This window comes from Arthrobacter sp. UNC362MFTsu5.1 (assembly GCF_000685965.1).
In the GTDB taxonomy this organism is placed as follows: domain Bacteria; phylum Actinomycetota; class Actinomycetes; order Actinomycetales; family Micrococcaceae; genus Arthrobacter.
Genome location: NZ_JMLE01000006.1, coordinates 145,743 through 171,926, shown reverse-complemented (window position 1 = coordinate 171,926; position 26,184 = coordinate 145,743). Strand labels below are relative to the sequence as shown.

At 67.3% G+C, this 26,184-nt stretch carries 21 protein-coding genes and 1 tRNA gene; 12 read left to right on the top strand and 10 right to left on the bottom strand.

Features of this window, described 5'->3' with window-relative positions:
• Positions 1–49: 49 nt before the first annotated feature.
• The gene (locus BS38_RS0108295) at positions 50–853 is read left to right on the top strand and encodes a dioxygenase family protein (protein ID WP_028270374.1); all 804 of its coding nucleotides are present in this window, start codon (positions 50–52) and stop codon (positions 851–853) included.
• Between the two features lie 72 nt (positions 854–925).
• Here BS38_RS0108295 and BS38_RS0108290 read toward each other — a convergent pair.
• A tRNA-Lys gene (locus BS38_RS0108290) sits at positions 926–998 on the bottom strand.
• A gap of 243 nt (positions 999–1,241) precedes the next feature.
• Between BS38_RS0108290 and BS38_RS0108285 the strand changes: the two genes are divergently transcribed.
• The 3 genes from BS38_RS0108285 (at position 1,242) to BS38_RS0108275 (ending at position 3,899) form a co-directional block, all read left to right on the top strand.
• On the top strand, positions 1,242–1,901 hold the full coding sequence (locus BS38_RS0108285; RefSeq protein ID WP_028270373.1) for a hypothetical protein: 660 nt from the start codon (positions 1,242–1,244) through the stop codon (positions 1,899–1,901).
• A 362-nt stretch (positions 1,902–2,263) separates the two neighbouring features.
• Positions 2,264–2,881, top strand: coding sequence for a DUF47 domain-containing protein (locus tag BS38_RS0108280; protein ID WP_028270372.1), 618 nt, complete (start codon positions 2,264–2,266; stop codon positions 2,879–2,881).
• A gap of 1 nt (position 2,882) precedes the next feature.
• The gene (locus BS38_RS0108275) at positions 2,883–3,899 is read left to right on the top strand and encodes an inorganic phosphate transporter (RefSeq protein WP_028270371.1); all 1,017 of its coding nucleotides are present in this window, start codon (positions 2,883–2,885) and stop codon (positions 3,897–3,899) included.
• Between the two features lie 136 nt (positions 3,900–4,035).
• Here BS38_RS0108275 and pstB read toward each other — a convergent pair whose 3' ends face one another.
• From pstB to pstS, 4 genes are all read right to left on the bottom strand, one after another.
• Positions 4,036–4,815, bottom strand: coding sequence for a phosphate ABC transporter ATP-binding protein PstB (pstB, locus tag BS38_RS0108270; protein WP_028270370.1), 780 nt, complete (start codon positions 4,813–4,815; stop codon positions 4,036–4,038).
• 45 nt (positions 4,816–4,860) lie between these two features.
• Entirely contained in the window at positions 4,861–5,970 is a 1,110-nt protein-coding gene (pstA, locus tag BS38_RS0108265) for a phosphate ABC transporter permease PstA (RefSeq protein ID WP_028270369.1), read from the bottom strand.
• A complete protein-coding gene (gene pstC / locus BS38_RS0108260) occupies positions 5,971–6,903 on the bottom strand; it encodes a phosphate ABC transporter permease subunit PstC (RefSeq protein WP_028270368.1) in 933 nt (310 codons plus the stop codon). It lies immediately after the preceding gene.
• Between the two features lie 193 nt (positions 6,904–7,096).
• Positions 7,097–8,218: a phosphate ABC transporter substrate-binding protein PstS gene (gene pstS, locus BS38_RS0108255; protein ID WP_028270367.1), complete on the bottom strand. Its 1,122-nt coding sequence runs from the start codon at positions 8,216–8,218 to the stop codon at positions 7,097–7,099.
• 236 nt (positions 8,219–8,454) lie between these two features.
• Here pstS and BS38_RS0108250 point away from each other — a divergent pair, with 236 nt between their 5' ends.
• From BS38_RS0108250 to BS38_RS0108225, 6 genes are all read left to right on the top strand, one after another.
• Complete coding sequence (locus tag BS38_RS0108250) at positions 8,455–9,582, top strand: FUSC family protein (RefSeq protein ID WP_028270366.1); 1,128 nt, start codon at positions 8,455–8,457, stop codon at positions 9,580–9,582.
• Positions 9,583–9,656: 74 nt separating this feature from the next.
• Entirely contained in the window at positions 9,657–11,030 is a 1,374-nt protein-coding gene (gene radA, locus BS38_RS0108245; protein ID WP_028270365.1) for a DNA repair protein RadA, read from the top strand.
• A gap of 151 nt (positions 11,031–11,181) precedes the next feature.
• On the top strand, positions 11,182–11,511 hold the full coding sequence (locus BS38_RS27065; protein ID WP_028270364.1) for an SHOCT domain-containing protein: 330 nt from the start codon (positions 11,182–11,184) through the stop codon (positions 11,509–11,511).
• Between the two features lie 110 nt (positions 11,512–11,621).
• Complete coding sequence (locus BS38_RS0108235; RefSeq protein WP_231511134.1) at positions 11,622–13,166, top strand: multicopper oxidase family protein; 1,545 nt, start codon at positions 11,622–11,624, stop codon at positions 13,164–13,166.
• Positions 13,167–13,252: 86 nt separating this feature from the next.
• Positions 13,253–15,451, top strand: coding sequence for a heavy metal translocating P-type ATPase (locus tag BS38_RS0108230; protein WP_028270362.1), 2,199 nt, complete (start codon positions 13,253–13,255; stop codon positions 15,449–15,451).
• A gap of 15 nt (positions 15,452–15,466) precedes the next feature.
• Positions 15,467–16,108: a class I SAM-dependent methyltransferase gene (locus tag BS38_RS0108225; RefSeq protein WP_028270361.1), complete on the top strand. Its 642-nt coding sequence runs from the start codon at positions 15,467–15,469 to the stop codon at positions 16,106–16,108.
• 100 nt (positions 16,109–16,208) lie between these two features.
• Here BS38_RS0108225 and BS38_RS0108220 read toward each other — a convergent pair whose 3' ends face one another.
• Positions 16,209–17,453: a fatty acid desaturase family protein gene (locus BS38_RS0108220; RefSeq protein WP_231511132.1), complete on the bottom strand. Its 1,245-nt coding sequence runs from the start codon at positions 17,451–17,453 to the stop codon at positions 16,209–16,211.
• A gap of 13 nt (positions 17,454–17,466) precedes the next feature.
• A complete protein-coding gene (locus tag BS38_RS0108215) occupies positions 17,467–18,597 on the bottom strand; it encodes a ferredoxin reductase (RefSeq protein WP_028270359.1) in 1,131 nt (376 codons plus the stop codon).
• A gap of 99 nt (positions 18,598–18,696) precedes the next feature.
• Here BS38_RS0108215 and BS38_RS0108210 point away from each other — a divergent pair, with 99 nt between their 5' ends.
• Positions 18,697–19,899, top strand: a complete 1,203-nt coding sequence (locus tag BS38_RS0108210; protein WP_028270358.1) for a PucR family transcriptional regulator — start codon at positions 18,697–18,699, stop codon at positions 19,897–19,899.
• Positions 19,900–19,907: 8 nt separating this feature from the next.
• On the opposite strand, the gene BS38_RS24725 is transcribed toward BS38_RS0108210, so the two are convergent.
• Both BS38_RS24725 and BS38_RS0108200 read right to left on the bottom strand, forming a co-directional pair.
• Positions 19,908–21,344, bottom strand: coding sequence for a GAF domain-containing serine/threonine-protein kinase (locus BS38_RS24725; protein ID WP_231511130.1), 1,437 nt, complete (start codon positions 21,342–21,344; stop codon positions 19,908–19,910).
• 89 nt (positions 21,345–21,433) lie between these two features.
• Entirely contained in the window at positions 21,434–23,047 is a 1,614-nt protein-coding gene (locus BS38_RS0108200; RefSeq protein ID WP_028270357.1) for a peptide chain release factor 3, read from the bottom strand.
• Positions 23,048–23,407: 360 nt separating this feature from the next.
• On the opposite strand from BS38_RS0108200, the gene disA reads away from it, so the two are divergent.
• Positions 23,408–24,484 carry a DNA integrity scanning diadenylate cyclase DisA gene (gene disA / locus BS38_RS0108195; RefSeq protein ID WP_028270356.1) on the top strand — a complete coding sequence of 359 codons (1,077 nt, stop codon included), beginning with the start codon at positions 23,408–23,410 and terminating at the stop codon, positions 24,482–24,484.
• Here the strand turns inward: disA and BS38_RS0108190 are convergent.
• A complete protein-coding gene (locus BS38_RS0108190) occupies positions 24,481–26,160 on the bottom strand; it encodes a sialidase family protein (protein WP_028270355.1) in 1,680 nt (559 codons plus the stop codon). The two genes, disA and BS38_RS0108190, sit on opposite strands and share 4 nt — an antisense overlap.
• Positions 26,161–26,184: the final 24 nt, after the last annotated feature.

The window sequence follows — 26,184 nt, the reverse complement described above, 5'->3', positions numbered from 1 at the left end:
ATCGAAAATGATAGTTGAAGTTTCAAGTAAATGATCCTAGAATAGAAACATGACGCAGACACTTGACCGCCCGCCGGTACTCTTCCTGAGCCACGGAGCTCCTCCCCTGGCCGACGACGCCCGCTGGACCAGCGAGCTCAGCGCGTGGTCGGGCACCTTCGGCAAGCCGAAGGACATCCTGATGGTGTCCGCGCACTGGGAAAACGCGCCGGTGACCCTCAGCGCCACCACCCGGAACCCGGGGCTGGTGTACGACTTCTGGGGTTTCCCGCAGAAGTACTACGACGTCACCTACAACGCACCCCAGGCCGGGGAGCTGGCCACCGAAGTGGAGAAGCTCGTCTCCACCCACGGGCACCACGTGGAGCGGGACGAGGAACGCGGCCTGGACCACGGCGCCTACGTGCCGCTCGTGGAAATGTTCCCCGAGGCCGACATCCCCGTGCTTCAGATGTCCATGCCCACCCTGGATCCGCAGGGCCTGTTCAACCTGGGCAAGACGCTGGCGCCGCTGCGGGACCGCGGCACGCTCATCGTGGGATCGGGCTTCACCACGCACAACCTCCGCTGGTTCAACCCGGCAGCCGGGCCGGACACCACGCCGCCCTCCGTTTCAAGCGAGTTCGACCACTGGGCCGAGGAAACCATGGCGGCCGGCGACGTCGACTCCATCCTGGACTTCCTCAAGAAGGCACCGGCCGCCCGTGAAGCGCATCCCCGCAGCGAGCACTGGGCTCCGCTCTACGTAGCCCTGGGCGCAGCCTACGAATCCGGCGACCTGAAGGCGAAAACGGCCATCGACGGCTTCTGGTTCGGCCTCTCCAAGCGCTCGTGGACACTCACCGGCAAGTAGTTCCGGGCAACAAAAAACCTCCGGCCTCCTGTCGCCAGGATGCCGGAGGTTTTCCACTCTTCGCTAAAAGAGTGGGCCCTGTGGGGATCGAACCCACGACCCACGGATTAAAAGTCCGATGCTCTACCAACTGAGCTAAAGGCCCCAGCTGACTGCCACCTTTGCGCGCGGCAAGCGCACGCAAACGGACCATCAGCCCAGTCCATTTCTGGACGTTAAATACTGTACCGCACGCCAAGGGCAGCTTTGGCACAACGGCGCGCGGCGCCGTCGTACGTTAAACACGCCACCCGACCAGTAACGATGGCATCCGCAGCCTCCCTCAATACTCCTTAAGCCGCCCGGCGGCAAGCTCGATAACAGAACAGCACAGGAGTAGCGTGGGGGCATGAGCGAGCAAGCAGGACCCAAGGCCTACGGCGGCGCAAACCGGCATCACAAGCCCAAGCCTTTTGCGCCCATCGACTTCGAACCGTTCGCGGGCGGCGCGGACCCTGCCCGGGTGTCCGAAGCTGCGCACCTGGCGGCCCAGGCACTGGTGCGCCACGGCCGCGACAGCGACGATCCCAAGGTGACCAAGCGCCTCGTCAAGCTGGCCGATGAGCAGGGCCTGGAAGCCATCGCCGAAATGTGGGCCGAAAGCCCCGCACGCTCCCTGCCCGGCGCCCTCTGGCGCCTGTACGCGCTGCGCGCCGCCACCATCCAGGACCCCGAGCGCATCTCCGTCTACTTCAAGGCGGGCAAGGACACGGCGCAGGTTTCCAATGTGGTTGCGGGTGCTGCCGAGCCGCCGGGAGCGGACGAAATGAAGACGATGGCGGACGCCATCCTCTCCGGAGCGTTCGACGGCGAGTTCGACGTCGCACTGGAACGTTCCGCCGCCTTCTGCCGCGTGGTGGCCCTGGGCCAGGCCACACTGGCGGATGGCGCCGAACACAGCAACGAGAACCACGCCAGCAAACTGACCCGCAATTCCCACCTCCTGGTGAAGACCGCCGAGGACCTCGAGCACGCCGCAAACGCCTGGCGGCTGGGCGAACTGGACTGACGGCCCCGCAGCCGGACCGCCCCTCCCCTGCCGGGCTTTCGCCCCGCCCCTGCCTGGCATTGGTGCGGGCGGAGCACGCTGCGCAAGTCTCCCACTGTTACGCACGGAGGAGCCCGGCTGTCAATGTTGACTTGGTTCAGCCAAAGTAGAAAACTGAAACCGGTGCCGAACCGCGAAACCCCCGGGCTTCAACATTTAGCCGCCTAGAGCGGCCTACCGCCGAGAGGCGTATCCGGTTCGGCACCACTTTCATGCCCGGATGAATCAGCCGGTAAAGTAATCCCCATGTGCGGGTCAACGTCAAGTCACATGGCCCCGGGGCCACATTCCATGCCGCTCCCTACCTTCGCCGGAATCAGAAGGTGAGGCTTCGCCTCTTTCCGCAGGAGCCCGCGGGACTGCACCTGCTCTCGCAGATGGCCCGCCAAATCGTCCTCGGCACCGGAACCCTGGCCGAAATCCTCGGCGTCCCGGCCACAGAGCACAACCGCCTGGTCGAAGACATGCACGACCACGAGGCCAAGTCCGCCGAGCTGCAGTTCGCGCTGCTGACCCACATGCGCACCAGCTTCGTGAACCCGCTCCCCCGCGAGGACATGTACGCCCTCTCCCGCTACCTCAATGAAGCCATGGAAAAGCTGGACGCCGCAGCCGAACTGGTGGCCCTGTACAAGCTGGAGCGCCTCTCCAAGCGCGCCGCCGACCAGCTGGAAGTCATCAGCCGGCAGGCCGAGCTCACCGTGGACGCAATGCGGCGGCTGAACGACCTGGACGACCTCGAGGATTACTGGATCGAGATCCTCCGCCTGGCCAAGCGCGCCGAACGGACCCACCGGGTGTGGGTTGCGGACATGATCAAGGACATGAAGTGGTCCCAGTACGCACGGAACCGGGACGTCGCCAACCAGCTGGTGGAAGTCACGAAGGACATGCGGCGCATCGCCACCCAGGTGGGCAGCATCATCGTCAAGGAATCCTGACGTGACCCTGTTTTTCTTCGCCGTGGTGGTCCTGTTCGCCGCCGCGTTCGCCTTCCTGAACGGCTTCAGGGACGCGTCAACGTCCGTGGCGCTGGCCGTGCGCACAAGGGCACTGACACCCACCGTCGCGGTCCTGCTGGCCGCCCTCTTCAACTTCGCCGGGGCCGCACTGAGCGGGCTCCTGGCCCTGCAGGTCAGCAGGACCTGGATCTCGCTGCCGCCGGGCGAAAACGGGCTGACCATCCTCATCGCGGGCCTGCTCAGCGCCGTGGTGTGGGGCGTCTACACATGGTGGCGGGGTATTCCGTCCTCCTCCACGCACGCCCTGGTGGGCGGGCTGGCGGGCGCGGGCCTGGCCAGCGTGCTGGTGGGCGGCAACGCCGTGGACGGCGTGAACAACTCGCTGCTGTTCCAGGTGGTGCTGCCGCTCCTGCTCTCCCCCGTGCTCGCTTTTGTGGGCGCCTACCTGCTGGTCTGGCCGGCCACCTGGGCGGCCCGCTACACGCCTCCCAGCGTGGTGAACAGCCGCTCCCGCCGCACCCAGGCCATCGCCGCCGGAGCTGTCGCCTTCGGCCACGGCCTGCAGGACGGACAGCGGACGGGCGCCGTGCTGCTCCTGGCGCTCCTCGCCGCGGGGCTGTCCGACGGCGCCGCCATGCCCGGGTGGGTGCCTCTGCTCACCGCTGCGATGCTCACGGCGGGGACCCTGGCCGGGGGCTGGCGCATTTCCTACACCATCGGCTACAAGCTCACCCGGATCGATCCGCTCCGCGGCTTCGTGGCCCAGCTGTACAGCTCGGTCCTGCTGCTGCTCGGCGCGATCGGGCTGCACTGGCCGGTGTCCACCACGCACACCGTGACGGCGGCTGTGCTGGGTGCCGGCAGCAACCAGGGCTTCCCGGTGACCAACCGCCGGCTGGTCCTGAAGATCCTGGCCTTCTGGGTCCTCACGCCGGTGCTGACGGCAGCGGCGGCCTTCGTGCTGGAACTGTCCCTCTCGCCCCTCACGGACCTTTAAAAGACCATCGGTTGCTCCGCAGACGCCGTTTTGAGGTTCCAAAACGGCGGTTACGGAGCAACCGATGACATGGCGGGTGGGCCCACAGCCGCAGGGGTCCCCGGGCGAGCTTGCGAGCCTGGGGAGCGGCTGGGGACTATCCGAAGCGGCCGGAGACGTAGTCTTCCGTGGCCTTCTGGGTGGGGTTGCTGAAGATGGTGTGGGTATCGCCCACTTCAATCAGCTTGCCCGGCTTGCCGGTTCCGGCGATGTTGAAGAACGCGGTCCGGTCCGAGACGCGTGCGGCCTGCTGCATGTTGTGGGTAACGATGACCACCGTGTACTGGTCCTTGAGGTCGTTGATGAGGTCCTCAATGGCCAGCGTGGAGATGGGGTCCAGTGCGGAGCAGGGTTCGTCCATCAGGATGACCTGCGGCTCCACCGCGATGGCGCGCGCAATGCAGAGGCGCTGCTGCTGGCCGCCGGAAAGGCCGGATCCCGGCTTGGCCAGGCGGTCCTTCACTTCGTTCCACAGGTTGGCGCCCTGCAGGGAGCGCTCCACCAGGGCATCGGCCTCGCCCTTGGACATCTTCTGGTTGTTCAGCTTCACGCCGGCCAGGACGTTGTCCCGGATGGACATGGTGGGGAACGGGTTGGGCCGCTGGAACACCATGCCGATCTGCGAACGCACGGTCACGGGGTCAACGCCGGGGCCGTAAAGGTTGTCCCCGTCCAGCAGCACCTCGCCTTCCACGCGGGCACCCGGAATCACCTCGTGCATGCGGTTCAGCGTCCGCAGGAAAGTGGACTTGCCACAGCCGGACGGGCCGATGAATGCCGTGACGGACTTGGCCTCGATGTTGATGTTGACGTCCTCAACGGCCAGGAACTTGCCGTAGTAGACGTTCAAATCCTTGACGTCGATGCGCTTAGACATGGTATTCCTTCACTTGCTGGATACGAATTGAATTTTACCGGCGGACTAGCGGCCGGTCTTGGGTGCGAAGATCCTGGCGATGAGCCGTGCGCCGAGGTTCAGCAGCATGACCAGGATGATGAGCACCAGCGCGGCACCCCAGGCCCGCTGCGAGGACGGATCCGGATTGGACGGCGAGGTGGGGTTCAGGATCTGGGTGTAGATGAACGTGGGCAGCGAAGCCATCCAGCCGCTGAACACGTTGGTGTTGATGCTCGTGGCGAAGCCTGCGGTCACCAGGATCGGAGCCGTTTCGCCGATCACGCGGGCGATCGCCAGGGTGACGCCGGACGCGATGCCGGAGATCGCCGTCGGAATGACCACCTTGAGGATGGTCCGCCATTTGCGGACGCCCAGGGCGTACGCCGCCTCGCGGAGCTCGTTGGGCACGATCTTGAGCATTTCCTCGCTGGAACGCACCACCACCGGGATCATCAGGACGGAAAGCGCGACGGCGGCAACGGCCCCCGTTTTGGTGCCCGGCCCCACCACTGCAAAGAAGAACGCGGCGGCGAAGAGGCCGGCGACGATCGACGGGATGCCCGTCATGACATCCACGAAGAACGTGATGGCACGGGCCAGCGGGCGGTCCTCGCCGTACTCGACCAGGTAGACGGCGGTCAGCAGGCCCACGGGCACGGAGATGACGGTGGCCAGCAGGGTGATCTGGATGGTGCCGATCAGGGCGTGGTAGATGCCGCCCATGACGGGTGCGCCCTGCTCCACGCTCTTGTTGTCGAAGGCGCCGGTGACGCCGTTCATGGACGTGTTGAGGAAGCCCGGGTCCAGGAGCCCGGGGAGCCCGTTGATCAGGACGGTCAGGATCACGGAGATCAGCGGCAGCAGGGCCACCAGGAAGGAACCGACCACCAGGCAGGTGGCCAGTTTGTCCTTGGCCTTGCGGCCCCCTTCGACGGCGGCGCTCCAGCCCACCAGGCCGGCGGTGAACAGGATGGCGGCGACAATTCCCCAGCCGAAGGCGTTGAAGCCGATGACGGCCATGATGGCGGCGCCGACCACCAGGGCGAGGGCCAGGACGACGTAGGGCGCGAACTTGGGCAGCTGTCCCTTGGTGAGGGCGGAACGCTTGCGGACCGGAGTAAGGGTGGAGGTCATTTAGTTGGCTCCCGAGAATTCTTTGTGCCGGCTGATGATCCAGCGGGCAATCATGTTGACGCCCAGCGTGATGACGAACAGGACCAGGCCCGCCGCGATCAGCGTGCTCACCTTCAGGCCGCTGGCCTCCGGGAAGTTCAGGGCGATTTCAGCGGCGATGGTCTGGTTGCCGGACTGGATCAGGCTGGCAGTGAGGGCGCCGGAGGAGAGCACCAGCGCTACGGCCATGGTCTCGCCGAGGGCGCGGCCCAGGCCAAGCATCACGGCGCTCACGATGCCCGGGCGGCCGAACGGAAGAACGGCCATCTTGATCATTTCCCAGCGGGTGGCACCCAATGCCAGTGCGGCTTCCTCGTGCAGCTTGGGGGTCTGCAGGAAAATTTCGCGGCTCAGGGACGTGATGATGGGCAGGACCATCACGGCCAGCACGATGCCGGCGGTGAGGATGGTCTTGCCGGTGGCGGACGCTGGGCCCTGGAAGATGGGCAGCCAGCCCATGTTGTTGGCCAGCCAGTCGTAGGCCGGGGAGATTTCCTTGGCCAGGAACGCGGCACCCCAGGCGCCGTAGACCACCGACGGGATGGCGGCCAGGAGGTCGATCACGTAGCCCAGGCCGGAGGCGAGTCCGCGCGGTGCGAAGTGCGAGATGAACAGCGCAACTCCGATGGCCACGGGCGTGGCGATGACCAGCGCGATGATTGCTGCGATCACGGTGCCGATGACGATCGGCCAGATGTAGGCGAAGAAGCCTTCGCCGCCTTGGATCTTGTCCGGCGAGGCCACGAGGGCCGGGATGGCCTGGACTACCAGGAACAGGGCAACGCCGAAGAGCACGGCAAGGATCAGGCATCCTGCGGCCAGGGCGGCTCCGGAAAAGACCTTGTCTCCGGCGCGCCCTGCGCCCCGGGACTTTGTCAGGGAGGTGGTGGTCACAAACGATCCTCTGGGTTCGAATAGAACCGACTGCCTCGTCCGGATAATCCGGCAAGCAGCGGTGAAACTGGCTTTACTTCGGACAAACACCTAGGTTCCCCGCCCCGGACCGGCGGTCTGTGACCGCCCCTCCGGGACAGGGAACCTGGTTCAGGCTCGTGTTTCCACTATGCCTCGCTGTGCAGCGAATTCCCTAGGACTTGACCTTGATGGATTCGATGGCAGCAACGGCCTTGTCCTGCAGGGTCTTGGACAGCGGCGCGGACTTCGCGGCGTCGGCGGCGGCCTTCTGGCCGGCGTCGGACACTACGTAGCTTTCGAAGGCCTTGACCAGGTCAACGGTTTCCTTCTTGTCGTACGTGGTGCAGACAACGTGGTAGGAAACCAGGACAACCGGGTAGGCGCCGGCGGCGGTGGTCTTGCGGTCCAGCTTGATGGCAACATCGGTGGCGGCGCGGCCGTCAACCGGCTTGCCGGCTTCTACAGCCTTGGCAGCGGCGTCGGGGGAGATCTTGACGAACTCCTCGCCCACCTTGATGGCGGCGGTGCCCAGCTTGCCGCCCACGGCGGAGTCATCAGCGTAGGTCACGGCGCCCGGGGTGTCGGTGACGGTCTTGACGACGCCGGAGGTGCCCTTGGCGTTCTCGCCCTTCAGGGAAGCGGGCCAGATGCCTGCAGCCTTGTCGGTCCAGACCTCGGGTGCGGCGGCAGCCAGGTAGTCGGTGAAGTTGGTGGTGGTGCCGGAGTCATCGGAGCGGTTGACCGGCGTGACCTTCAGGTCCGGCAGCTTGGCGTCCGGGTTGAGGGCGGCGATCGCGGGGTCGTTCCAGTTGGCGATTTCGCCGCGGAAGATCTTGGCAGCCGTGGTGGCGTCGAGGTTCAGTTCCTTGACATCCGGGATGTTGAACGCGATGGCGATCGGGGAAATGTAGACCGGGATGTTGATGGCGCCTTCGGGGCCGCACTTTTCCTTGGAGCTGGCGAGCTCCTCATCCTTGAGGTAGGCGTCGGAACCGGCGAACTGTGCCGAACCGTCGATGATGGCCTTGCGTCCCGCGCCGGAACCGTCCGGGGAGTACTGCACGGAGGCGGACTGGTTGGCGGAAGCGAAGCCGGCCTTCCAGGCATCCATTGCTGCGCCGGTGGAGGAAGCGCCGATGCCGGTCAGGGTGCCGGTGACGTTGGCGCCCGAGGCAGACGGAGTACCGGACTGTGCCGTGTTCGTCGCGTTGTCGGAACCACAGGCGGTGAGCGCGAGTGCGCCGGCTGCGATGACAGCGATAGCCGCGTGGCGGCCGAAGCGGAGTGCCTTCACTAGATGTACCCCTTCCAGGGATTTTCTGATGCGTGCCGGACCGGAGACGTCCGAACAGAAGAAGTTGCGTACTTTTTGTACCTTTATTGAAGTTATGGGCCTTAGGTAACGGGATGTGGGGACCAAGGTGAACGGAGGGTTAACGACGGCGGGACATCGGCTTACATGTGCAGCGTCACCATTGCGCACATCACATCTCCGGCCGTAGTGCAACGCCAGTGAATAGACTGGAACGCATGGCCCCACCGACTGGAATTTCCGCAAGCAGAAAATTCCTCCGAACCAGGATCCGCACCGGGATGGTCCGTAGCCGGAATTCCCTGGTGCCGGCCATCCAGATGACAGTCTGCGCCGTGGGCGCGTATGCGTTCGCCGAATACGTCCTTGGCCATTCAGGCCCGCTGTTCGCGGCGACGTCATCGCTGATTGCGCTGGGATTCTCCCGCGAGCCACGGCTGCGCAGGGTGATGGAGGTGGGGCTGGGCTGCACCATCGGCATCGCGGTGGGTGACCTGCTCCGCCACTGGCTGGGCGGCGATATCTGGGTTGCCGCCGTCGTACTTCTTATCTCCATCCTGCTGGCACGTTTCCTGGACAGCGGCAACATTTTCACCACGCAGTTGGGGCTGCAGTCGCTGTTGGTGGTGCTGCTCCCGGCCCCGGCCGGGGGGCCGTTCACCCGGAGTATCGACGCCATCGTGGGCGGCCTGTTCGCGCTGCTCTTCACCGTCCTGGTGCCGAAGGATCCCCGGCGGGAACCCCGGAAGGATGTGCAGAAGCTACTGCACGAACTTGCGGAAGTGCTGCGTGATTGTGCGTCCGCGCTGACGAACAGCGACTCCACCGAGGCGTGGCACGCCCTGGTCCGCGGCCGGAACTGCCAGCCGCTGGTGGACGCGATGCGCCAGTCGCTGCGCGCCTCCGGTGAGGTGGCCACGCTGGCCCCGGCATACCGGCGGCATCGCGACGAGCTCGGCAGGCTGGAGCAATCGCTGGATTACATCGACCTGGCGCTCCGTAACAGCCGGGTTTTCGCGCGCCGGCTGACCAGCGCCATCAACCACGCCGCCCTCTCGGACGAGGCCACGGAGAACATCGCGGAGGTCCTGCAGGAAACCGCGGCCGCCATCGACGAACTGTCCCTGGGCCTCGCTGAAATGCACGAAGGAGTCCGGCGCGCCCACCTCCGGACGTCCCGGCTGGAGCTGACCGAAATCGCCGGACGGCTGCACCCGCGGATGCTGGACGTGCAGCGGCTCGAGGGCGAAACGGTGGTCATGCTGTTCCGCCCGCTGATGGTGGACCTGCTCGAAGCCACCGGAATGGACTCCAAGGAAGCCCGGGACATCCTGCCGCCGCTGTAGCGCGGCCAGTGGTCGCGCCCGTCAAGACCGGCTCGATCACCAGGAGTGTCACTGCCCCCGGATAGGGTGGAGCAATGGCAACCAAGACTTCCCGGGCGTCCAAAGCCCCGGCCTACAAATGCGCCGAATGCGGCTGGACCACCGTCAAATGGGTGGGGCGCTGCGGCGAGTGCCAGGCCTGGGGCACCGTGGAGGAAACCGGTGCCGCCGTTGCACGCACGACGGCGGCCACCACCGTCCTGGAGCCTGCCCGCCGGATCGCCGACGTCGATGCCACCACCGCGGCGTTCCTTCCAACCGGTGTGGACGAGTTGGACCGTGTGCTGGGCGGCGGCCTTGTTCCGGGCGCGGTCATCCTGCTGGCCGGCGAACCCGGCGTGGGCAAGTCCACGCTGCTGCTGGATGTTGCGGCCAAGTTCGCCCGCACCGCGCAGGACGTCCTCTACATCACGGGCGAGGAATCCGCTGCACAGGTCAAGCTGCGGGCGGACCGGATCGATGCTGTTGCGGAGTCCCTCTATCTTTCGGCCGAAACGGACCTGGGCCAGGCGCTCGGGCAGGTGGAGAAGCTGGAGCCGCGGCTGCTGGTGGTGGACTCTGTCCAGACGCTCAGCAGCGCCGATGTCGACGGCAGCGCCGGCGGCGTCTCGCAGGTGCGGGAAGTGGCGGCCTCCCTCATCGCCGCGGCCAAGCGCCGCAACATGACCACCCTGCTGGTGGGGCACGTAACCAAGGACGGCTCCATCGCCGGCCCCCGCCTGCTGGAGCACCTGGTGGACGTGGTCTGCCAGTTCGAAGGCGAGCGCCACTCACGGCTCCGGCTGCTGCGGGCGGTAAAAAACCGCTACGGGCCCACGGACGACGTCGGCTGCTTCGACCTCAACGAGGACGGCATCGTGGGCCTTGCCGATCCCAGCGGGCTGTTTGTTTCCCGGACCAAGGAGCCCGTGTCCGGCACCTGCATCACGGTGACCCTGGAAGGCCGCCGGCCGTTGCTGGCCGAGGTGCAGTCGCTGCTGGCCGAGAGCGCCAGTTCACAGCCGCGCCGCGCCACCAGCGGCCTGGACAGTTCCCGGGTGGCCATGCTCCTGGCAGTGCTCCAGCAGCGCGCCGGCTGCCTGCTGCACAAGGATGATTCCTACGTGGCAACAGTGGGCGGCGTGAAGCTCAGCGAACCGGCAACCGACCTGGCCGTGGCTCTGGCCGTGGCCTCGGCCAAGGCGAAAAAGCCCCTGCCCACCCGGCTGATCGCCTTCGGCGAGGTGGGCCTGGCCGGTGAAGTCCGCCCTGTTCCGGGCATCAACCAGCGCATCCAGGAGGCCCACCGGCTGGGCTTCACGCATGCCGTGGTTCCATCCAGCCCCAACGGCCCGGGACCGGTTCCGGCCGGCTTCTCCGTCCGGGAAGTGGGCCACCTGGCCGAGGCCCTGGGCCTGCTCATCAGCTGAAGCAGGTGGTGGACGGGCCGGGGCGTGCATCAGCGACTTAGGACCCTAGCGGAGGCCGCGGAAGGGGCGCACCCTTGGGGTAGGACGTGGCGCACGAACAGCAGGCCACGGAACTGCTGGCACGAAACTGCAGGCCACGGAGGGAGCAGCCATGATGTGGGGTTACGGTCCGGACATGGGCTGGATGTGGCTGTGGGGCGTGCTGATGCTGGTGGGCATAGCCCTGCTGGTCCTGGTTGCAGTGCGCTTGTTCGGCGGCGGCCGCGGCGGGTTCCAAAGCGGCGGATTCAACCACCCTGGTCAGCCGGGTCCCGGCGGTCCTTGGCCGGGCCCCGGCGGTCCCGGATTTGGCGGGCCAGGATTTGGCGGAGCCGGGGGACGCAGCCGGGCCCGGCAGATCCTCGACGAACGTTTTGCCAAAGGGGAGCTGACCGCTGACCAGTACCGCGAGCAGGTCAGGGTACTCGGCGAGGAACCGTAGTGCCTCCTGCCAGCGTGCCGCCCGCGGACCCGCAACCGGACCTGCCACCGGGCCCGCAACAACCCGCCAGTACGCCACCGGACCTGCCACCCGTCAGGCCGCAACCCCTAGTGCACCGTCCTGTCCTCCGGCCCCTGAGCCGGCGCAGCGCCCTGCTTCTGGGCGGTCTCGGGGCGGCCGCCACGGCGGCGGGTGGAGCAGGGCTGTGGTGGTCGCTGGCCACCCGGTCATCGTCCAGGACGGCCCCCGTAACCGGAGCCGAGCTGTCCCAGCCATCCGAGCTGCGCAGCTCCGGAGGCAGGCTGGAAGTCCGGCTCGAGGCGGGCCCCGGCCAGTTCCAGCTCGCCGGGCAGCAGGTCCGGACCCTTGGCTATAACGGGGGGATTCCGGGTCCCACCCTTCGCCTGCGGCCGGGCGACCTGCTGAACGTCCGGCTGGCCAACAACCTGGACCAGGCAACAAACCTGCATGTCCACGGACTGCACGTGTCCCCCGAGGGCTCCGGGGACAACGTGTTCGTTATGGTAAATCCGGGCGCGGTCCATGAGTACGAGTACCGGCTGCCCGCGGACCACCCTCCGGGAGTGTACTGGTACCACCCGCACCATCACGGCACGGTTGCCGACCAGATTTTCGCCGGACTCTTTGGCGCGATCATCGTGGAGGATCCGGAACCCATCGCAGTCAGCGCCGAGCGCGTCCTGGTCGTTTCGGACACCACACTCGACGGCGCAGGGAACGTTGCCCGCGTTTCGCAGATGGAGCGGATGCTGGGCAGGGAAGGCGAAATCGTCCTGGTCAACGGACAAAGCAATCCGGGCTTCACCGCAGTGGCGGGTACGCGCGAGCGGTGGCGCATCATCAACGCCTGCGTGGCCCGCTATCTGTCGCTGCGGCTGGACGGCCAGCAACTGCAACTGCTGGGAATGGACTCGGGCCGGTACCGTACGCCGTCGGACGTGGAGGAACTGTTCCTGGCACCCGGCAACCGGGCCGATCTGCTGGTGACCACAGCCGCCGGAAGCGCAGTGCTGCGGGCCGCGTATTACGACCGGGGCACCATGGCCGGCATGATGGGGCAGGGCCCCGGGCCCCGGCAGACAAGCCAGCCGGGTGCGGCAGCCGCGGCACTCGCAACCTTGCGAGTGGCGGGAAGCGCCGCACCCTCAACATCGTCGTCGCCGTCGCCGCTGGTGCCGTCCCCCTCGCCCCAGGCGCCGTTGCCTGCTGTGCCGGAACCGGACGACCTTAGGACGGCCGCCGTGGCGGCGCACCGGCAGCTCACCCTCTCCTCCGGCGCAGGCATGGGAATGGGCATGGGCGGGGGCATGATGGGCTTCACCATCAACGGCCGCGAGTTCAGCCCGGCCAGGACGGACACCACGGTGGCGGCGGGGAGCGTGGAGGAATGGACGCTGACGAACCCCAGCCCCATGGACCATCCGTTCCACCTGCACGTCTGGCGGATGCAGGTCGTTGAGGAGGGTGGCCGGGCGCCGGACCGTCCGGAGTGGCGGGACGTGGTCAATGTCCCGGCGCAGGGTCGGGTGAAGGTCAGGGTGGCCTTCAAGGACTTCGCCGGCCGTTCCGTCTACCACTGCCACATCCTGGATCATGAGGACCTCGGAATGATGGGCGTGATCGAAGTCCGTTAGCAGGAAGCTGTTGCCAAACATACCCCCAGGGGGTATGTTTGCGATAAATCAAGGCCATCAAGGGTGACGTCCCAAAGGAGCGCATTATGGACCCCCGCCACGGTGCAGGCCCATTGAAAACAGGATTGAACGCAGCGCTGAATGACGGCCCGCCGCACGCTGGCCACACCGGCCATCCCAGCAGTCCCGGCCATCCCAGCGATCCCGGCCAGCACGCACCGGATCACGCCATGCACCAGGGCCGTCATCCCGACGGCAAGGGGCCTGTTGACGACGAGCACATGGTCCACAGCCACGGCCAGCACGCCGGGCACAGCGTGGCGATGTTCAAGAACAGGTTCTGGCTGACCCTTGCCCTGGCCGTGCCCGTGGTCTTCTTCAGCCCGATGTTCGGTGACCTCCTGGGTTACAGGCCGCCGGCCTTCCCGGGTTCCAGCTGGATTCCGCCGGTCCTGGGCACGGTGATCTTCGTGTACGGCGGCCAGCCGTTCCTCCGCGGCGGGTTCAACGAACTCAAAGCCCGGAAGCCCGGCATGATGCTGCTCATCGGCATGGCCATCACGGTGGCCTTCGGCGCGTCCTGGGCCACCAGCCTGGGGATCGGCGGCTTCGACCTGGACTTCTGGTGGGAACTCGCGCTCCTTGTTGCCATCATGCTGCTGGGTCACTGGATCGAGATGCGGGCGCTCGGCTCGGCGCAGGGGGCACTGGATGCCCTGGCCGCCCTGCTTCCCGACGAGGCCGAACGCATCACGGATACGGGCACCGAAACTGTGGGGGTCTCCGAGCTCCGGTCCGGTGATCTCATCCTGGTCCGCTCGGGCGGGCGGATGCCGGCGGACGGCACCGTGAGCGAGGGTCAGGCTGAGTTCGACGAATCCATGATCACGGGTGAATCCAAGACCGTGCTGCGTTCGCCGGGCGACCCTGTGGTGGCCGGCACGATCGCTACGGACAATGCCGTCAGGGTGCAGGTGACCGCCATCGGCGAGGATACGGCCCTGGCCGGGATCCAGCGGCTTGTTGCCGAAGCGCAGGCGTCCTCCTCCCGGGCACAGGCCCTCGCTGACAGGGCGGCGGCGTTTCTTTTCTACTTCGCGGCCGGTGCCGGCGCCATCACTTTCGTCGTGTGGACGCTACTGGGCAGCCTTCCCGACGCCGTCACTCGCACCGTGACGGTGCTGGTCATTGCCTGCCCGCACGCACTGGGACTCGCAATCCCCCTGGTGATCGCCATCTCCACGGAACGGGCGGCCCGGGCAGGCGTGCTGATCAAGAGCCGGATGGCGCTGGAGCGCATGCGGACCGTCGACGTCGTACTTTTCGACAAAACCGGGACCCTGACCAAGGGTGAGCCTGAAGTCATGGACCTCGCCGCAGCTGATGGCACGGACCGGGACGGGCTCCTGGCCCTGGCCGCCGCCGTGGAATCGGACAGCGAGCACCCGGTGGCCCGGGCCATCGTCGCCGCCGCCCGCAGCCGGGGCCTGACTATCCCGGCAGCCAGCGACTTCAGCTCCATGACCGGCCGCGGCGTCCGTGCCAGCGTTGACGGGAGAACCGTGTACGTGGGCGGTCCGGCCCTCCTCCGTGAACTGGGAGCCGCCGAACCGCCCGCCCTCACCGCCGTCACGGGAGCCTGGATGGACCGCGGGGCCGCGGTCCTCCACGTCGTGGACGACGGCGGGCGGGTACTGGGCGCCGTCAGCCTCGAAGACGCCGTGCGACCGGAGTCCCGGCAGGCCGTCGCGGCCCTGCAGAACCGCGGCATCAAGGTGGCCATGATCACCGGGGATGCACGGCAGGTGGCCCGGGCCGTCGCGGCGGACCTCAGGATCGATGAGGTGTTCGCGGAAGTGCTTCCTGCGGACAAGGACAAGAAGGTCGCCGAACTCCAGGGGCGCGGGCTCCGGGTGGCCATGGTGGGCGACGGCGTCAACGACTCCCCCGCACTGGCCAGGGCGGAGGTGGGGATCGCGATCGGAGGAGGGACCGACGTGGCGGTGGAATCCGCCGGCGTGGTCCTGGCCGGCAACGATCCGCGGGCGGTGCTGTCCATGGTGGACCTATCCCGGGCAAGCTACCGCAAAATGTGGCAGAACCTCGTCTGGGCCACCGGCTACAACATCCTGGCGGTGCCGCTGGCTGCCGGGGTGCTCGCCTTCGCCGGGGTGGTCCTCTCCCCCGCGGCCGGCGCCGTGCTGATGTCCGCCTCGACAATTGTGGTGGCCCTCAACGCCCAGCTGCTGCGCCGGCTGAAGCTCAATCCCGCCCAGGTGCGCTGAGCAAGGGAGGAACCGATGCCGGAAACCAGCGCCGGAAATTCCTCCTCCGGGCAAAATTTTGCCCGCGTGGGTCCGCGCATGGACGCCCGCGGAGCGGCAGCCCACCGCCGGCGCCTCGTGGAGGCGGCCTACGGCGCCGTCGTCGAAATCGGGGCCGGCTACGGCGCCACTTTCCCCTTCTACCCCTCGGCCGTGACCGGGGTGCTGGCGCTCGAACCGGACGCAACGCTGCGGGCGCTGGCGGTGGCCGAGGCCGTCAAAGCCCCGGTTCCCGTCACGGTTAACGACGGCGTGGCGGAGGCCCTCCCTGCGGGCGACGAATCCGTGGACGTGGTGGTCTCGAGCCTGGTCCTGTGCAGCGTGGCGGACCAGGCAGCAGCGCTGGCCGAGGTACTGCGGGTTCTCCGGCCCGGCGGCCTCCTGCTGTTCTATGAACACGTCCGCTCGGCACACCGGGTGCTCGCAGCTGTCGAGGACCTGCTCACACCGCTGTGGAGCCGGCTCGGAGGAGGATGCCACCTGAACCGAGACACCGCCGCGGGAATCGCGGCAGCGGGGCTCACGCTGCAGGACGTGGAGCGCTTCGGCTTCTCTGCCCTCCCGGGGAATCCGCGGGTCGCCCACATTCTTGGCACGGCGGCCAAGCCCCGGGAATAGGCCCCCGGCTCAGGGATCGCCGGCAGGATGCTCCCGGGAAAGACAAAGAAGGGCGCCTGCCGCAATGGCAGGCGCCCTTCCGGGAAGCAACGGTCGGCCGTTAGGCCTTGCCGCCGCCCGGCAGTGCCAGCTTGAAGACCTTGGCCCAGGTGGAGCCGACCTGCTTCCACATCGGCCCGGTGGTGTACGGCAGGCCGTAGCGCTTGCAGATCTCCTGCACCTTCGGCGCCACCTCGGCATACCGGTTGGACGGAATGTCCGGGAAGAGGTGGTGCTCGATCTGGTGCGACAGGTTGCCGGTCATCAGGTGCATGAGCTTGGAACCGGAGATGTTGGCCGAGCCGATCATCTGCCGGACGTACCAGTCGCCGCGGGTCTCACCTTCCACCATTTCCTCGGTGAAGGTGTCCGTCCCCTCGGGGAAGTGGCCGCAGAAGATCACTGCGTGGGCCCAGACGTTGCGTACCGCGTTGGCCGTCAGCGTGCCGTAGAGGGCCTGCTTGCCGGAACCGGTCAGCATGGCAACCGCGGGGGTGGCGGCGTAATCCTTGGTGAACTGCTTGAGCGCCTTGACGCCGAGTGCCTTGAGGTCCTTGACCAGGGCTTCCTTGGACTTGTTGCCGTCCTTGAAGTCCTGCAGCTCGAGGTCGTAGATCGCGATGCCCCACTCGAAGACCGGCGCCAGGATCGCGTTGTACAGCGGGTTGCCGAGGTTGAACGGCTTCCACTCCTGCTGGGGGTCCATGCGCAGGAGGTTGTATCCGACGTCATTGTCCTTGCCCACCACGTTGGTCCAGCGGTGGTGCAGGTCATTGTGCGTGTGCTGCCAGGCGCGGGCCGGGGTGACGAAGTCCCATTCCCAGGTGGTGGAGTGGATGTCCGGGTCCCGCATCCAGTCCCACTGGCCGTGCAGCACGTTGTGCCCGATCTCCATGTTTTCGAGGATCTTGGCAAGGCTCAGCAGGGTGGTGCCGGCAAACCAGGCACCCTTGTTCCGGCTGACCAGGAGCGTGGCGCGGCCGGAGATCTCCAGGGCGCGCTGGATCTTGATCATGCGGCGGATGTACGCCGCGTCGGAGGCTCCGCGCTTGGCCAGGATGTCGTCCTTGATGGCGTCGAGTTCGCGCCCCAGTTCGGCCACCTGCTCGTCGGAGAGGTGCGCCGCGGCCGGCGGTCGGACCAGCGGGCTGCCGGAGGTGGCCAGCGCCCCCCGACGGGTCTTGGCAGCCTGGGCGCCGGCGGCAGCCGCAGCTGCGCCGTCCGCCTTCAGGGCAGCATCGTCGCGCGAGGACGGCACAACGGCGTCTTCCGTGGTCTCGGCTTCGTGGTTAGTAACTATTGCCATGCGGTGGTGCTCCTCAAATGTCGAGGTTAACGGGTCCGGCGGCTGCCGATACACACGTCTGGATTAGTTGGCCCGGCTCGCCGTGGACTTCGCCGGTGCGGAGGTCGCGGACATGCCCTGCCCGCAGGGGGATGAGGCAGCTGTGGCAGATGCCCATCCGGCAGCCGCTGGGCATCAGCACGCCGGCGTCTTCGCCGACGTCGAGGAGCGGCGTGCCGCCGTCTGCCTCCACCTCGCGGTCGGAGGCTTCAAAGGTGACCAGTCCGCCGTCGTGCCCTGCACCGGCCGCCAGGCTGGTGGTGAAGCGTTCGATGATGAGGTTGATCGGGTCGGCCGCAAACGGCCCTTCCGGCTGGTGGGACCCGCCGGCTTCGGAACCGGTGGAACCTTCGGCCGCCGCTGCGGCTGCTTCTGCGGACCACAGCGCCTCGGCGTCGTCCAGGAAACCCTCAGGCCCGCAGGCATAGGCTGCGCGGTGGCGCCAGTCCGGGCAGAGTTCGTCGAGGACGGCGGCGGAGGAAAAGTCCACCCGGCCGCGTTCGCCGGTGAACCAGTGCGTGACCTTGAAGTTGGGGAACTGGTCGGCAAGCTCGGACAGCTCTTCCCGGAAAATGCTGTCTTCCGGGGTCCGGGCTGAATGGATCAGGACGACGTCGGCATCCGGACGGTGCGGCACCAGCGTGCGCACCATGGACATGACGGGGGTGATGCCGCTGCCGGCGGTAAGCATCAGCAGCGGGCGGGGGTGCTCGGGGAGGACGAAGTCGCCCTGCGGCGGCGCCAGGAACAGGACATCACCGGGGCGGGTGTCGCGGACCAGGACGCCGGAAACGGCGCCCACGTCGGTCACCGTGATGGCAGGGTCCTGGCCGGCGGGGGCGCTCAGCGAATAGGAACGCCAGTGCCGCACGCCGTCGAGTTCGACGCCGATGCGCGCCCATTGGCCGGCCTGGTGGGCTTTCCAGCCGCGGCCGGGACGGAAGAAGATGGTGGCGGAATCGGCCGTCTCGGCGACCACCCTGGTAACCACGCCGCGCAACTGGCGGGCGGAAAACACAGGATTGAACAGCGACAGAATATCTTCTGGAGCTAGCGGGGTGGTCAGTACAGATGCGGCGCGCGCCAGCTTACGGAGCCGGATCATGTTATTAACCTTATGTTGGATCGAGGCATATTTCTTCTCCCAAGGCATACGATCGAACGTTCTAAACTGTTCCCCCGAAACAACTTATGGAAGTCTCTCATGAACCCTCCGGCCTCGAAGAGTCCTGCAGCCCCCGCGTACGATCCGCCGTGGCTGGCCCTGCCCCGGGAGGTCAGCGACCTGCTGCGACCCAGGATGCCGGGCATTGTGGAGGCCATCATCGACGCGGTTCCGCAGCTGGTTCCGGCCTACGCCAGGCCCATCGAGGGCCGCTTCGGACGCGGCCTGCGGCGCGGGGTGGCCGCGGCGCTGGAGCGCTTCCTGCAGCTGCCCGGCACCCGGCTGCCCGCCCTGTCCGAGGAGAGCCGGGAGCTCGTGGCAGGCCTTGGCAGCGGCGAATTCCGCCAGGGGCGCAGCATGGATGCGCTGCTGAGCGCCTACCGCATGGGTGCCCGCGTAACGTTCCGGGAAATGTCGAAGATCTCGATGGAAAAGGACCTGGGCCTGAGCGTTGTGGTGGACCTGGGCGAATCGATCCTGGCCTACATCGACGAGCTGTCCGCCGTGAGCGCCGAGGCGTACGCCTTTGAACAGTCCGAGCGCGCGGGAGCGGTGGACCGGCGCAGGACCGAGCTGCTGGAGCTGCTGCTGATGGGCCAGGCGGACGAAGCCGCCCTGCGGCAGGCGGCATCCATCGCCGACTGGTCCCTGCCGGCGAGGCTGGTGGTGGTCACGCTCCCGCTGGACCGGTCGGCAGGGCTCCGGCTGCAGCTGGGCCCGGGAACACTGGTGGTTGAACGCGAAACGGACGCCGTGGCGCTTGTCCCGGCCAGGAAATCCGATGCCGCCCGGGCTGCGCTGGAGAAGGCGCTGAAAGGCAGGTCCGCTGCCGTGGGTCCGGCGGGCGGCTGGGAAAAGGTGCCGGATTCCCTGCGGCTGGCCGTGCTCGCAGCCTCCGTGCTGCCGCCGCGCGAAGGCCCCGAGGATCCGCCGATCTGGGCGGACGACCACCTGGCGCAGATCGTCCTCGGCTCCGAGCCCTCGGCCATTGCCGAGCTGGCGGAGCGCAGGCTGGCGCCACTGGAAGGCCTGCGTCCGGCACAGCGCGAAAGGCTGGCGGAGACCCTGCTCTCCTGGCTGCGCCACTGGGGCCAGCGCGCTCCGGTGGCGGCCGAGCTGGGCATCCATCCGCAGACCGTGGGCTACCGGGCGGCGCAGCTGCGCGAACTCTTCGGGGAGGCGCTGGAAGACCCGCGGGCCCGTTTCGAGCTGGAACTGGCCCTGCATGCGGGGCGGCGCTAGGAGCCCGGTCATCTGCCGGCTGCCAGCGCGCTCCGGCTTTGCAGCCGCAGCTCAAGGTCGTTCATCACGATCGCGGCCAGGTCCTCCAGCGTGCGGATGTCCTCCGCCGTGAACTCCCGCGGCTCCCGGTCCAGGATGCAGAACGTGCCGAGGTTGTAGCCGTCGGGAGTGCGCAGCGGAACACCGGCGTAAAACTGCAGGCCGAATTCGCCTGCAACCAGCGGATTCGCCAGCGTGCGCGGGTCGGTGAGGGCATCCGGGACCACCCAGGCCTCGTCCTGGAGGATGGCGGACGCGCACAGCCCCGGGTCCCGCCCGATCTCGCCAACGTCGGTGCCGTGGTGGGCTTTGAACCAGATCCGGTCGCGGTCCACGACGCTGACGATCGCCACGGGCACGGAGAACATCCGGGCGGCCAGGCCCACGATCCGGTCGAACGTTCCGTCCGGGGGTGTGTCCAGGATCCGGTAACGCTCGACGGCGAGCATCCGCGCCTCTTCGTTCGCGCGCCCGTCCGACGCGGAAACGTCCGACGCGGAAACGTCCGACGCAGAAACGCCCGACGGCGGCGCGTCGGCGGCGGCCGGTGTCCGCCTGCTCCGGCGGCGGCCGGCAGCGCTGATGACCTCCTGCCGGAGGGCGAGGGAAACTTCCCGGGCAGCGGGCCTGGCGGACGGCTCCCGGGACAACATGGAGGTGAGCAGTGCTGCCCATTTGGGTGCGACGCCCTCGGGAATGTGGGGATCCCGCAGCAGCCGCGCCATGGCCGAGGCGATCGGCGCCCCGGGGTAGGCGGGTTTGCCGGTCAGCCCTTCGAGCAGGACCAGCCCCAGGGAATACACGTCACTCGCCGGACCCACCGGCTCGCTGGCGGCCTGTTCCGGGCTGAGGTACTGCGGGGTTCCGGAGCTTTCCGCGGGGCCGCTCTGCCGGCCCTCGCCGAGGATCATGGCCACGCCGAAGTCGCTCAGCTTGGCCCGTGGCCGGCGGTCATCGATGTTGTAGTCCACCAGGAGGATGTTGGCGGGCTTGACGTCGCGGTGCACGATGCCGTGGTGGTGGATGTAGGCGAGCCCGTCCGCAAGGTCGTGGCCGATCAGCGCCAGGTGTGCCGCGGAAATGGGGCCCTGGGCCGTGCGTTGGCGCAGGTCCGGGCCGCGGACCAGTTCCATGACCAGGTACGTGCGGCGGTGCCGCGGATCGCTGAGGTCCGCACCGGCGTCCAGCAGGGTCACCAGCGCGTGGTGGCTCATTCCGGCCAGGATGCGCACTTCCTCGCCCTGGCGGCGGGTGTGGTCTACGTTCCCTGGATCGTCCCGGAAGAGCTTCACCGCAACGTCACGCTGCAGGAGTTCATCGAAGGCCCGGTAGACGCCCGATTGGCTCCCCCTGCCGATGAGGACGTCAATCCGGTACCGGCCGCTGAGGAGGTAACCGGGTTCCATGCTCGCAGCCATGATGGCCTCTCAGCTATTAATTTAATAAGTATGCTTATGATATCCCGGCGGCGGCCGCCCGCGTGACGCCGGGCCCGCTATTTGGCGGGGTTGTGCGTGCCGATGGGCACGAGGGTCAGGTCGGGGTGGTTCTTCTCAATCCGGCGCAGCGCCCAGACGTCATTGAACAAGGCGAGGTATTCGCCGTCGGACCTCAACAGCACCTCCGCGCCGGGGACGTTGGCCAGCGTGGGCATGGCATCCGCCGTCGAAATCCTGGCCATCGAGTACGGGAGCCGCTCCAGGCGCATGGGGGCGCTGAAGTCGTGCGCCATCCGGTCCTCCACCACTTCGAACTGCATGGGGCCGACGGCGGCGAGGACGGGCGCCTGGTCACCGCGGATGTCTGAGCGGAGCACCTGGATGACGCCCTCGTGCTCAAGCTGCTCAATGCCGCGGCGGAACTGCTTGAACCGGCTGGGGTCCTTGGAGCGTGCCACCTGGAAGTGTTCCGGCGCGAACAGCGGGATCGCAGGGAACTCCACGGGCTCTTCCAGGAACAGGCTGTCGCCCACCCGGAGCGAGGAGGCGTTCACGAGTCCGACGACGTCGCCGGGGAAGGCTTCGTCGATGACCTCGCGCTCACGGCCGAACACCTGCTGGGCGTACTTGGTGGCGAACGATTTGCCGGTGCGCGTCTGCGTGACCACCATGCCGCGTTCGAAGACACCGGAGCAGACCCGGATGAAGGCGACGTGGTCGCGGTGGGCCTTGTTCATGCCGGCCTGGACCTTGAAGACGAAGCCCGCGAAGGGGGCATCGACGGGCCGGGGGTCGCCGTCGACGTCGGGCCGCGGCGCCGCGGGCGGGGCGAAGTCCACCAGCGCGTCCAGGATCTCCTTGACGCCGAAATTGAGGGCGGCGGAGCTGAAGAGGATGGGCGTTGCCTTGCCCGCGTAGAAGGCGTCGGTGTTGAACTCAAGGTTGGATTCGATGACCAGCCCGGCTTCGTCCACGGCGTTGGACCAGTCGTCCCCCTGGCTGGCGGCGGCTTCTTCCGGGGTGAAGTACTCGGTCAGCGCGATGTTGGCGCCGGCGTTGTTGCGCTGGAACCTGGCGAAGCGGTCGTTCCGGAGGTCCCACACGCCGCGGAAGTCACCGGAGATGCCCACCGCCCAGGTCAGCGGCATGGGCTGGAGGCCGGTGCGCTCGGTGATTTCGTCCATCAGCGCCAGTGCATCCAGGCCGGGGCGGTCCCACTTGTTGATCACCGTAATGATGGGCAGGTTGCGCTGCTTGCAGACCTCGAAGAGCTTCATGGTCTGTGTTTCCAGGCCCTTGGCGGCGTCAACCAGCATCACGGCGCAGTCGACGGCGGCCAGGACGCGGTAGGTGTCCTCCGAGAAGTCGGCGTGGCCGGGGGTGTCCAGGAGGTTGATCACGGTGTCCCGGTAGGCGAACTGCAGGGCGGCCGAGCTGATGGAGATGCCGCGGTCCTTTTCCATCTGCATCCAGTCCGAGACTGTTTCCTTGCGGTTGGCCTTGCCGCTGGACGCGCCGGCCGTGCCGATCACCTTCGCGTGCAGGGCCAGGGCTTCGGTGAGCGTGGACTTGCCGGCGTCAGGGTGGGAAATGACCGCGAAAGTCCGACGCCGGGCCGCCTGCTTGTGAATCTCCTGGACTCGGGCGGGGCTAAGGACTTCTTGAGACACGGTGCTACTTTCGCTGCGACAGGGGGGGTGGGCTGGGCTTTATGCGTGACGTGGACGTGCGTTGTGAACGTGGGGCCGGCAGGCGTGAACTGTGCAGCCAAGGTTCCCAGTTTATCGCAGGGCGGCAGGAGCCGCCGGTGGACGCCCAACTGCCGCCTCCCGCCGTCGCCGTCCGGTGCCTTCGGGGCCGTTCCCGGCGGCAGGTCAAACGGGCCACTTTGAGGCTTGTCCGTGCGGTTAATGCACTCCTTTGCCTCTAGGATGGAGCCAGTGGGAAATTGAGTACTTTTGATCCTGTCGGCGGAATCGTAAAACCGGCATACTTGCAGGCAACGGCTTGCACCTTTGAAGGGACAACCTATGGCTCGGAGCCCTGAGGATTCGCTGAAGGCGACTCTGGGCAGGGTGGCTCCAGGCACCGCTCTGCGTGACGGTCTGGAACGCATCCTCCGCGGAAGGACCGGCGCGCTGATCGTTCTGGGCTCGGACCGCACCATTGAGTCCATCTGCTCCGGCGGATTCGACATCGGGATCGACTTCTCGCCGACGCGGCTCCGTGAACTCGCCAAGATGGACGGCGCCATCATCTGCGACAAGGACGCCGGCAACATCCTCCGGGCGGCCGTCCAGCTGGTTCCGGATTCGAGCATCGAGACCCAGGAATCCGGCACGAGGCACCGCACGGCCGAGCGCGTCGCCATCCAGACCGGGGTTCCCGTGATTTCGGTGAGCCAGTCCATGCAGATCATCGCCCTGTACGTGAACGGGCTGCGGCACGTCCTCGAAGGTTCCGAGAAGGTCCTGGCCCGTGCCAACCAGGCGCTGGCCACGCTGGAACGCTACCGGTCCCGCCTGGACCAGGTCACCAGTTCGCTCTCCGCCCTGGAAATCGAAGCCATGGTCACCGTCCGCGACGTCGCGGTGACACTGCAGCGCCAGGAAATGGTGCGCCGGATCTCCGAGGAAATCTCGCAGTACGTTCTGGAACTCGGCGAAGACGGGCGCCTGCTGTCGCTGCAGCTGGACGAACTCACCGTGGGCCGCGGGCCCGGCAGCGATGTGATCATCCGTGATTACGCCGGCCCGAACGCGTCCCCCGAGGACATCGACGGCGCTGTCAGTGCCCTGCTCAGCCTGGGACCCACCGAACTGATCGATCTCAGCCGGATTGCCGGCATCATCGGCTTCGCCGGAGGCGTGGACACGCTCGACGCCGTGGTGCAGCCGCGCGGGTACCGCCTCCTGTCCGGCCTGAAGGCAGTGCCCAAGGCTGTGGCGGACAGGCTCGTGGACCACTTCGGCGGCCTCCAGTACCTGATGGCGGCCACCATCGATGACCTCATGACCGTGGACGGCATCGGCGACCAGCGCGCCCGCACCGTCCGGGAGGGACTGAGCCGGATGGCCGAAGCGAGCCTGCTGGACCGCTTCCTCTAGGTCCGGGCCTCCACGGTCCCGTCCGAAGTGTTGACGGTGAGACGGCGTTCCAGCCGCCGGCCCCGGCCCCGGGCCGCCCATTCCACGGCGTACCTGATGTCGAGGAAGCCGCGCTCGATGTCCTCCGCCGTCACCGTGCAGACCGGGGTGAAGTACAGCGCCTCCTCGCCGGGCTGCAGGTCTGCGGCATCGAAACCCGCAGCGCCCGGTCCGGTCAGCCGCACGCCGGCCGCCAACGCACTGCCGTGGTTGCGGGCACGTCCGGTGAAGGCGAGGATGTCCCCCTCCTTGTAGCCGGGGATGACGGGCCCGTAGTTCAGGTCCTGCGCCTCCCGGGTTCCGATCACCTGGGCTGCCTCCGGCGAGTAGCCCTGTCCGATCTCCTTCCAGGTGTGGACGTCCCAGTCGCCGGCCGCGGCAGGTGCCATCACATGGAATTCACCGGCGTTCCGCCAGACGGCGGGGCGGCCGGGCGTAATGGAGCGCAGCTCCATGTCGAAAACCACGCCGTCGTCGCCCGGCCCGTCCTTCGGCGGTGCGCCGGCCTCCGTGACCTGCGCTGCCGGAATCGAGCAGAACACAATTTGCCGGTAGCCCTGCCGCTCATAGAGGACGCCGATATTGCCGTCCGGAAGGCGTGCCACTGTTGAATATGCCGAACTGCCCGGGCAAATGACGAGCTTCGCCGGCCAGGTTGCTCCGTTGTCACGCGAGAGGCTGAGGACGGTGTTACGGCGGAGCGCGGGGTCGTGGTTGTTGCTTGCCAGCAGCCAGGTGTCCGTTTCCGCCATGGCGTGCCCCGCCGGCAGGGGAAGTCCGTCAAACCGGGCGAGGGAGCCGTTGTCCCCCGGGTCCGGGAGGCCCTCGACGGCGGCCAGCGCACTCCAGGTGTGCCCGCCGTCGCCGGAAATCGCGGAAAGGCGGCGCGGCGTTGCCCGGCTGTGCAGCAGCAGCCGGCCGTCGCTAAGGCAGACAACCTTGTTTTCATTGGGTGCCGCGGCGCCGGCCTCGGCGCCAATGAGTTGACCCAGTGTCCAGGTCTCCCCGTGGTCGTCACTGTAGGCGGAGGCCGCCAGGATGTTCCCCGCAACGAGGACCACGAACTGCTGGACCAGCCTGCCCGTAAACGGGCCGGCATGGATTTGGATGCCCTGTCCTGCGGCGGCAAAGATTCCGGTGATTCCGCGCTCCGGGCCGCCACCGAGCTTAAGCTGGGCAGTGAGGCGACGGTGACGCCAGGTCTGTCCGTCGTCGTCGGAAAAGCTGAGGTCGCAGTGCTGGACGTCATCGCCCGTGCCCAACCCTGCGGCGGCTTCGAAGAAGCCGGCGCGGGTGCCCGCTGCATGGAACAGGAAGATCCTGCCGGTCACCGCGTCCACCAGCAGGCTGGGGTCCCCGTAGCCTTCAAGCCCGACGCCGGTCCGCACCACCTGTTGATCCCGCCAGGTCCGCCCGTTGTCCACACTGCGCCGCAGCAACAGGTCGATGGGGCTGGGAAGATCATCGAGATTGGGCCGTCCGTCGTAGGCGGCAAGGAGGGTTCCGCGGGTTGTCACGGCCAGCGCCGGAATCCTGTACTGCCGGTAACCGCCCCGCCCCCTTTCCGCCAGCACGTGCTCTACGTCGGGCCGGGCCAACGGGATGCCTTCCGGGCAATTTATAAGGTGGGATGTCATATCTTCAGCCTAGAAGCCCGGAAC

Excerpts from the sequence above, each read along its gene's own strand:
- BS38_RS0108295 (WP_028270374.1), top strand. The coding sequence starts at position 50 with ATGACGCAGACACTTGACCGCCCGCCGGTACTCTTCCTGAGCCACGGA.
- BS38_RS0108285 (WP_028270373.1), top strand. The coding sequence starts at position 1,242 with ATGAGCGAGCAAGCAGGACCCAAGGCCTACGGCGGCGCAAACCGGCAT.
- pstB (WP_028270370.1), bottom strand. The coding sequence starts at position 4,815 with ATGTCTAAGCGCATCGACGTCAAGGATTTGAACGTCTACTACGGCAAG.
- pstA (WP_028270369.1), bottom strand. The coding sequence starts at position 5,970 with ATGACCTCCACCCTTACTCCGGTCCGCAAGCGTTCCGCCCTCACCAAG.
- BS38_RS0108250 (WP_028270366.1), top strand. The coding sequence starts at position 8,455 with ATGGCCCCACCGACTGGAATTTCCGCAAGCAGAAAATTCCTCCGAACC.
- radA (WP_028270365.1), top strand. The coding sequence starts at position 9,657 with ATGGCAACCAAGACTTCCCGGGCGTCCAAAGCCCCGGCCTACAAATGC.
- BS38_RS27065 (WP_028270364.1), top strand. The coding sequence starts at position 11,182 with ATGATGTGGGGTTACGGTCCGGACATGGGCTGGATGTGGCTGTGGGGC.
- BS38_RS0108230 (WP_028270362.1), top strand. The coding sequence starts at position 13,253 with ATGGACCCCCGCCACGGTGCAGGCCCATTGAAAACAGGATTGAACGCA.
- BS38_RS0108225 (WP_028270361.1), top strand. The coding sequence starts at position 15,467 with ATGCCGGAAACCAGCGCCGGAAATTCCTCCTCCGGGCAAAATTTTGCC.
- BS38_RS0108220 (WP_231511132.1), bottom strand. The coding sequence starts at position 17,453 with ATGGCAATAGTTACTAACCACGAAGCCGAGACCACGGAAGACGCCGTT.
- BS38_RS0108215 (WP_028270359.1), bottom strand. The coding sequence starts at position 18,597 with ATGATCCGGCTCCGTAAGCTGGCGCGCGCCGCATCTGTACTGACCACC.
- BS38_RS0108210 (WP_028270358.1), top strand. The coding sequence starts at position 18,697 with ATGAACCCTCCGGCCTCGAAGAGTCCTGCAGCCCCCGCGTACGATCCG.
- BS38_RS24725 (WP_231511130.1), bottom strand. The coding sequence starts at position 21,344 with ATGGAACCCGGTTACCTCCTCAGCGGCCGGTACCGGATTGACGTCCTC.
- disA (WP_028270356.1), top strand. The coding sequence starts at position 23,408 with ATGGCTCGGAGCCCTGAGGATTCGCTGAAGGCGACTCTGGGCAGGGTG.
- BS38_RS0108190 (WP_028270355.1), bottom strand. The coding sequence starts at position 26,160 with ATGACATCCCACCTTATAAATTGCCCGGAAGGCATCCCGTTGGCCCGG.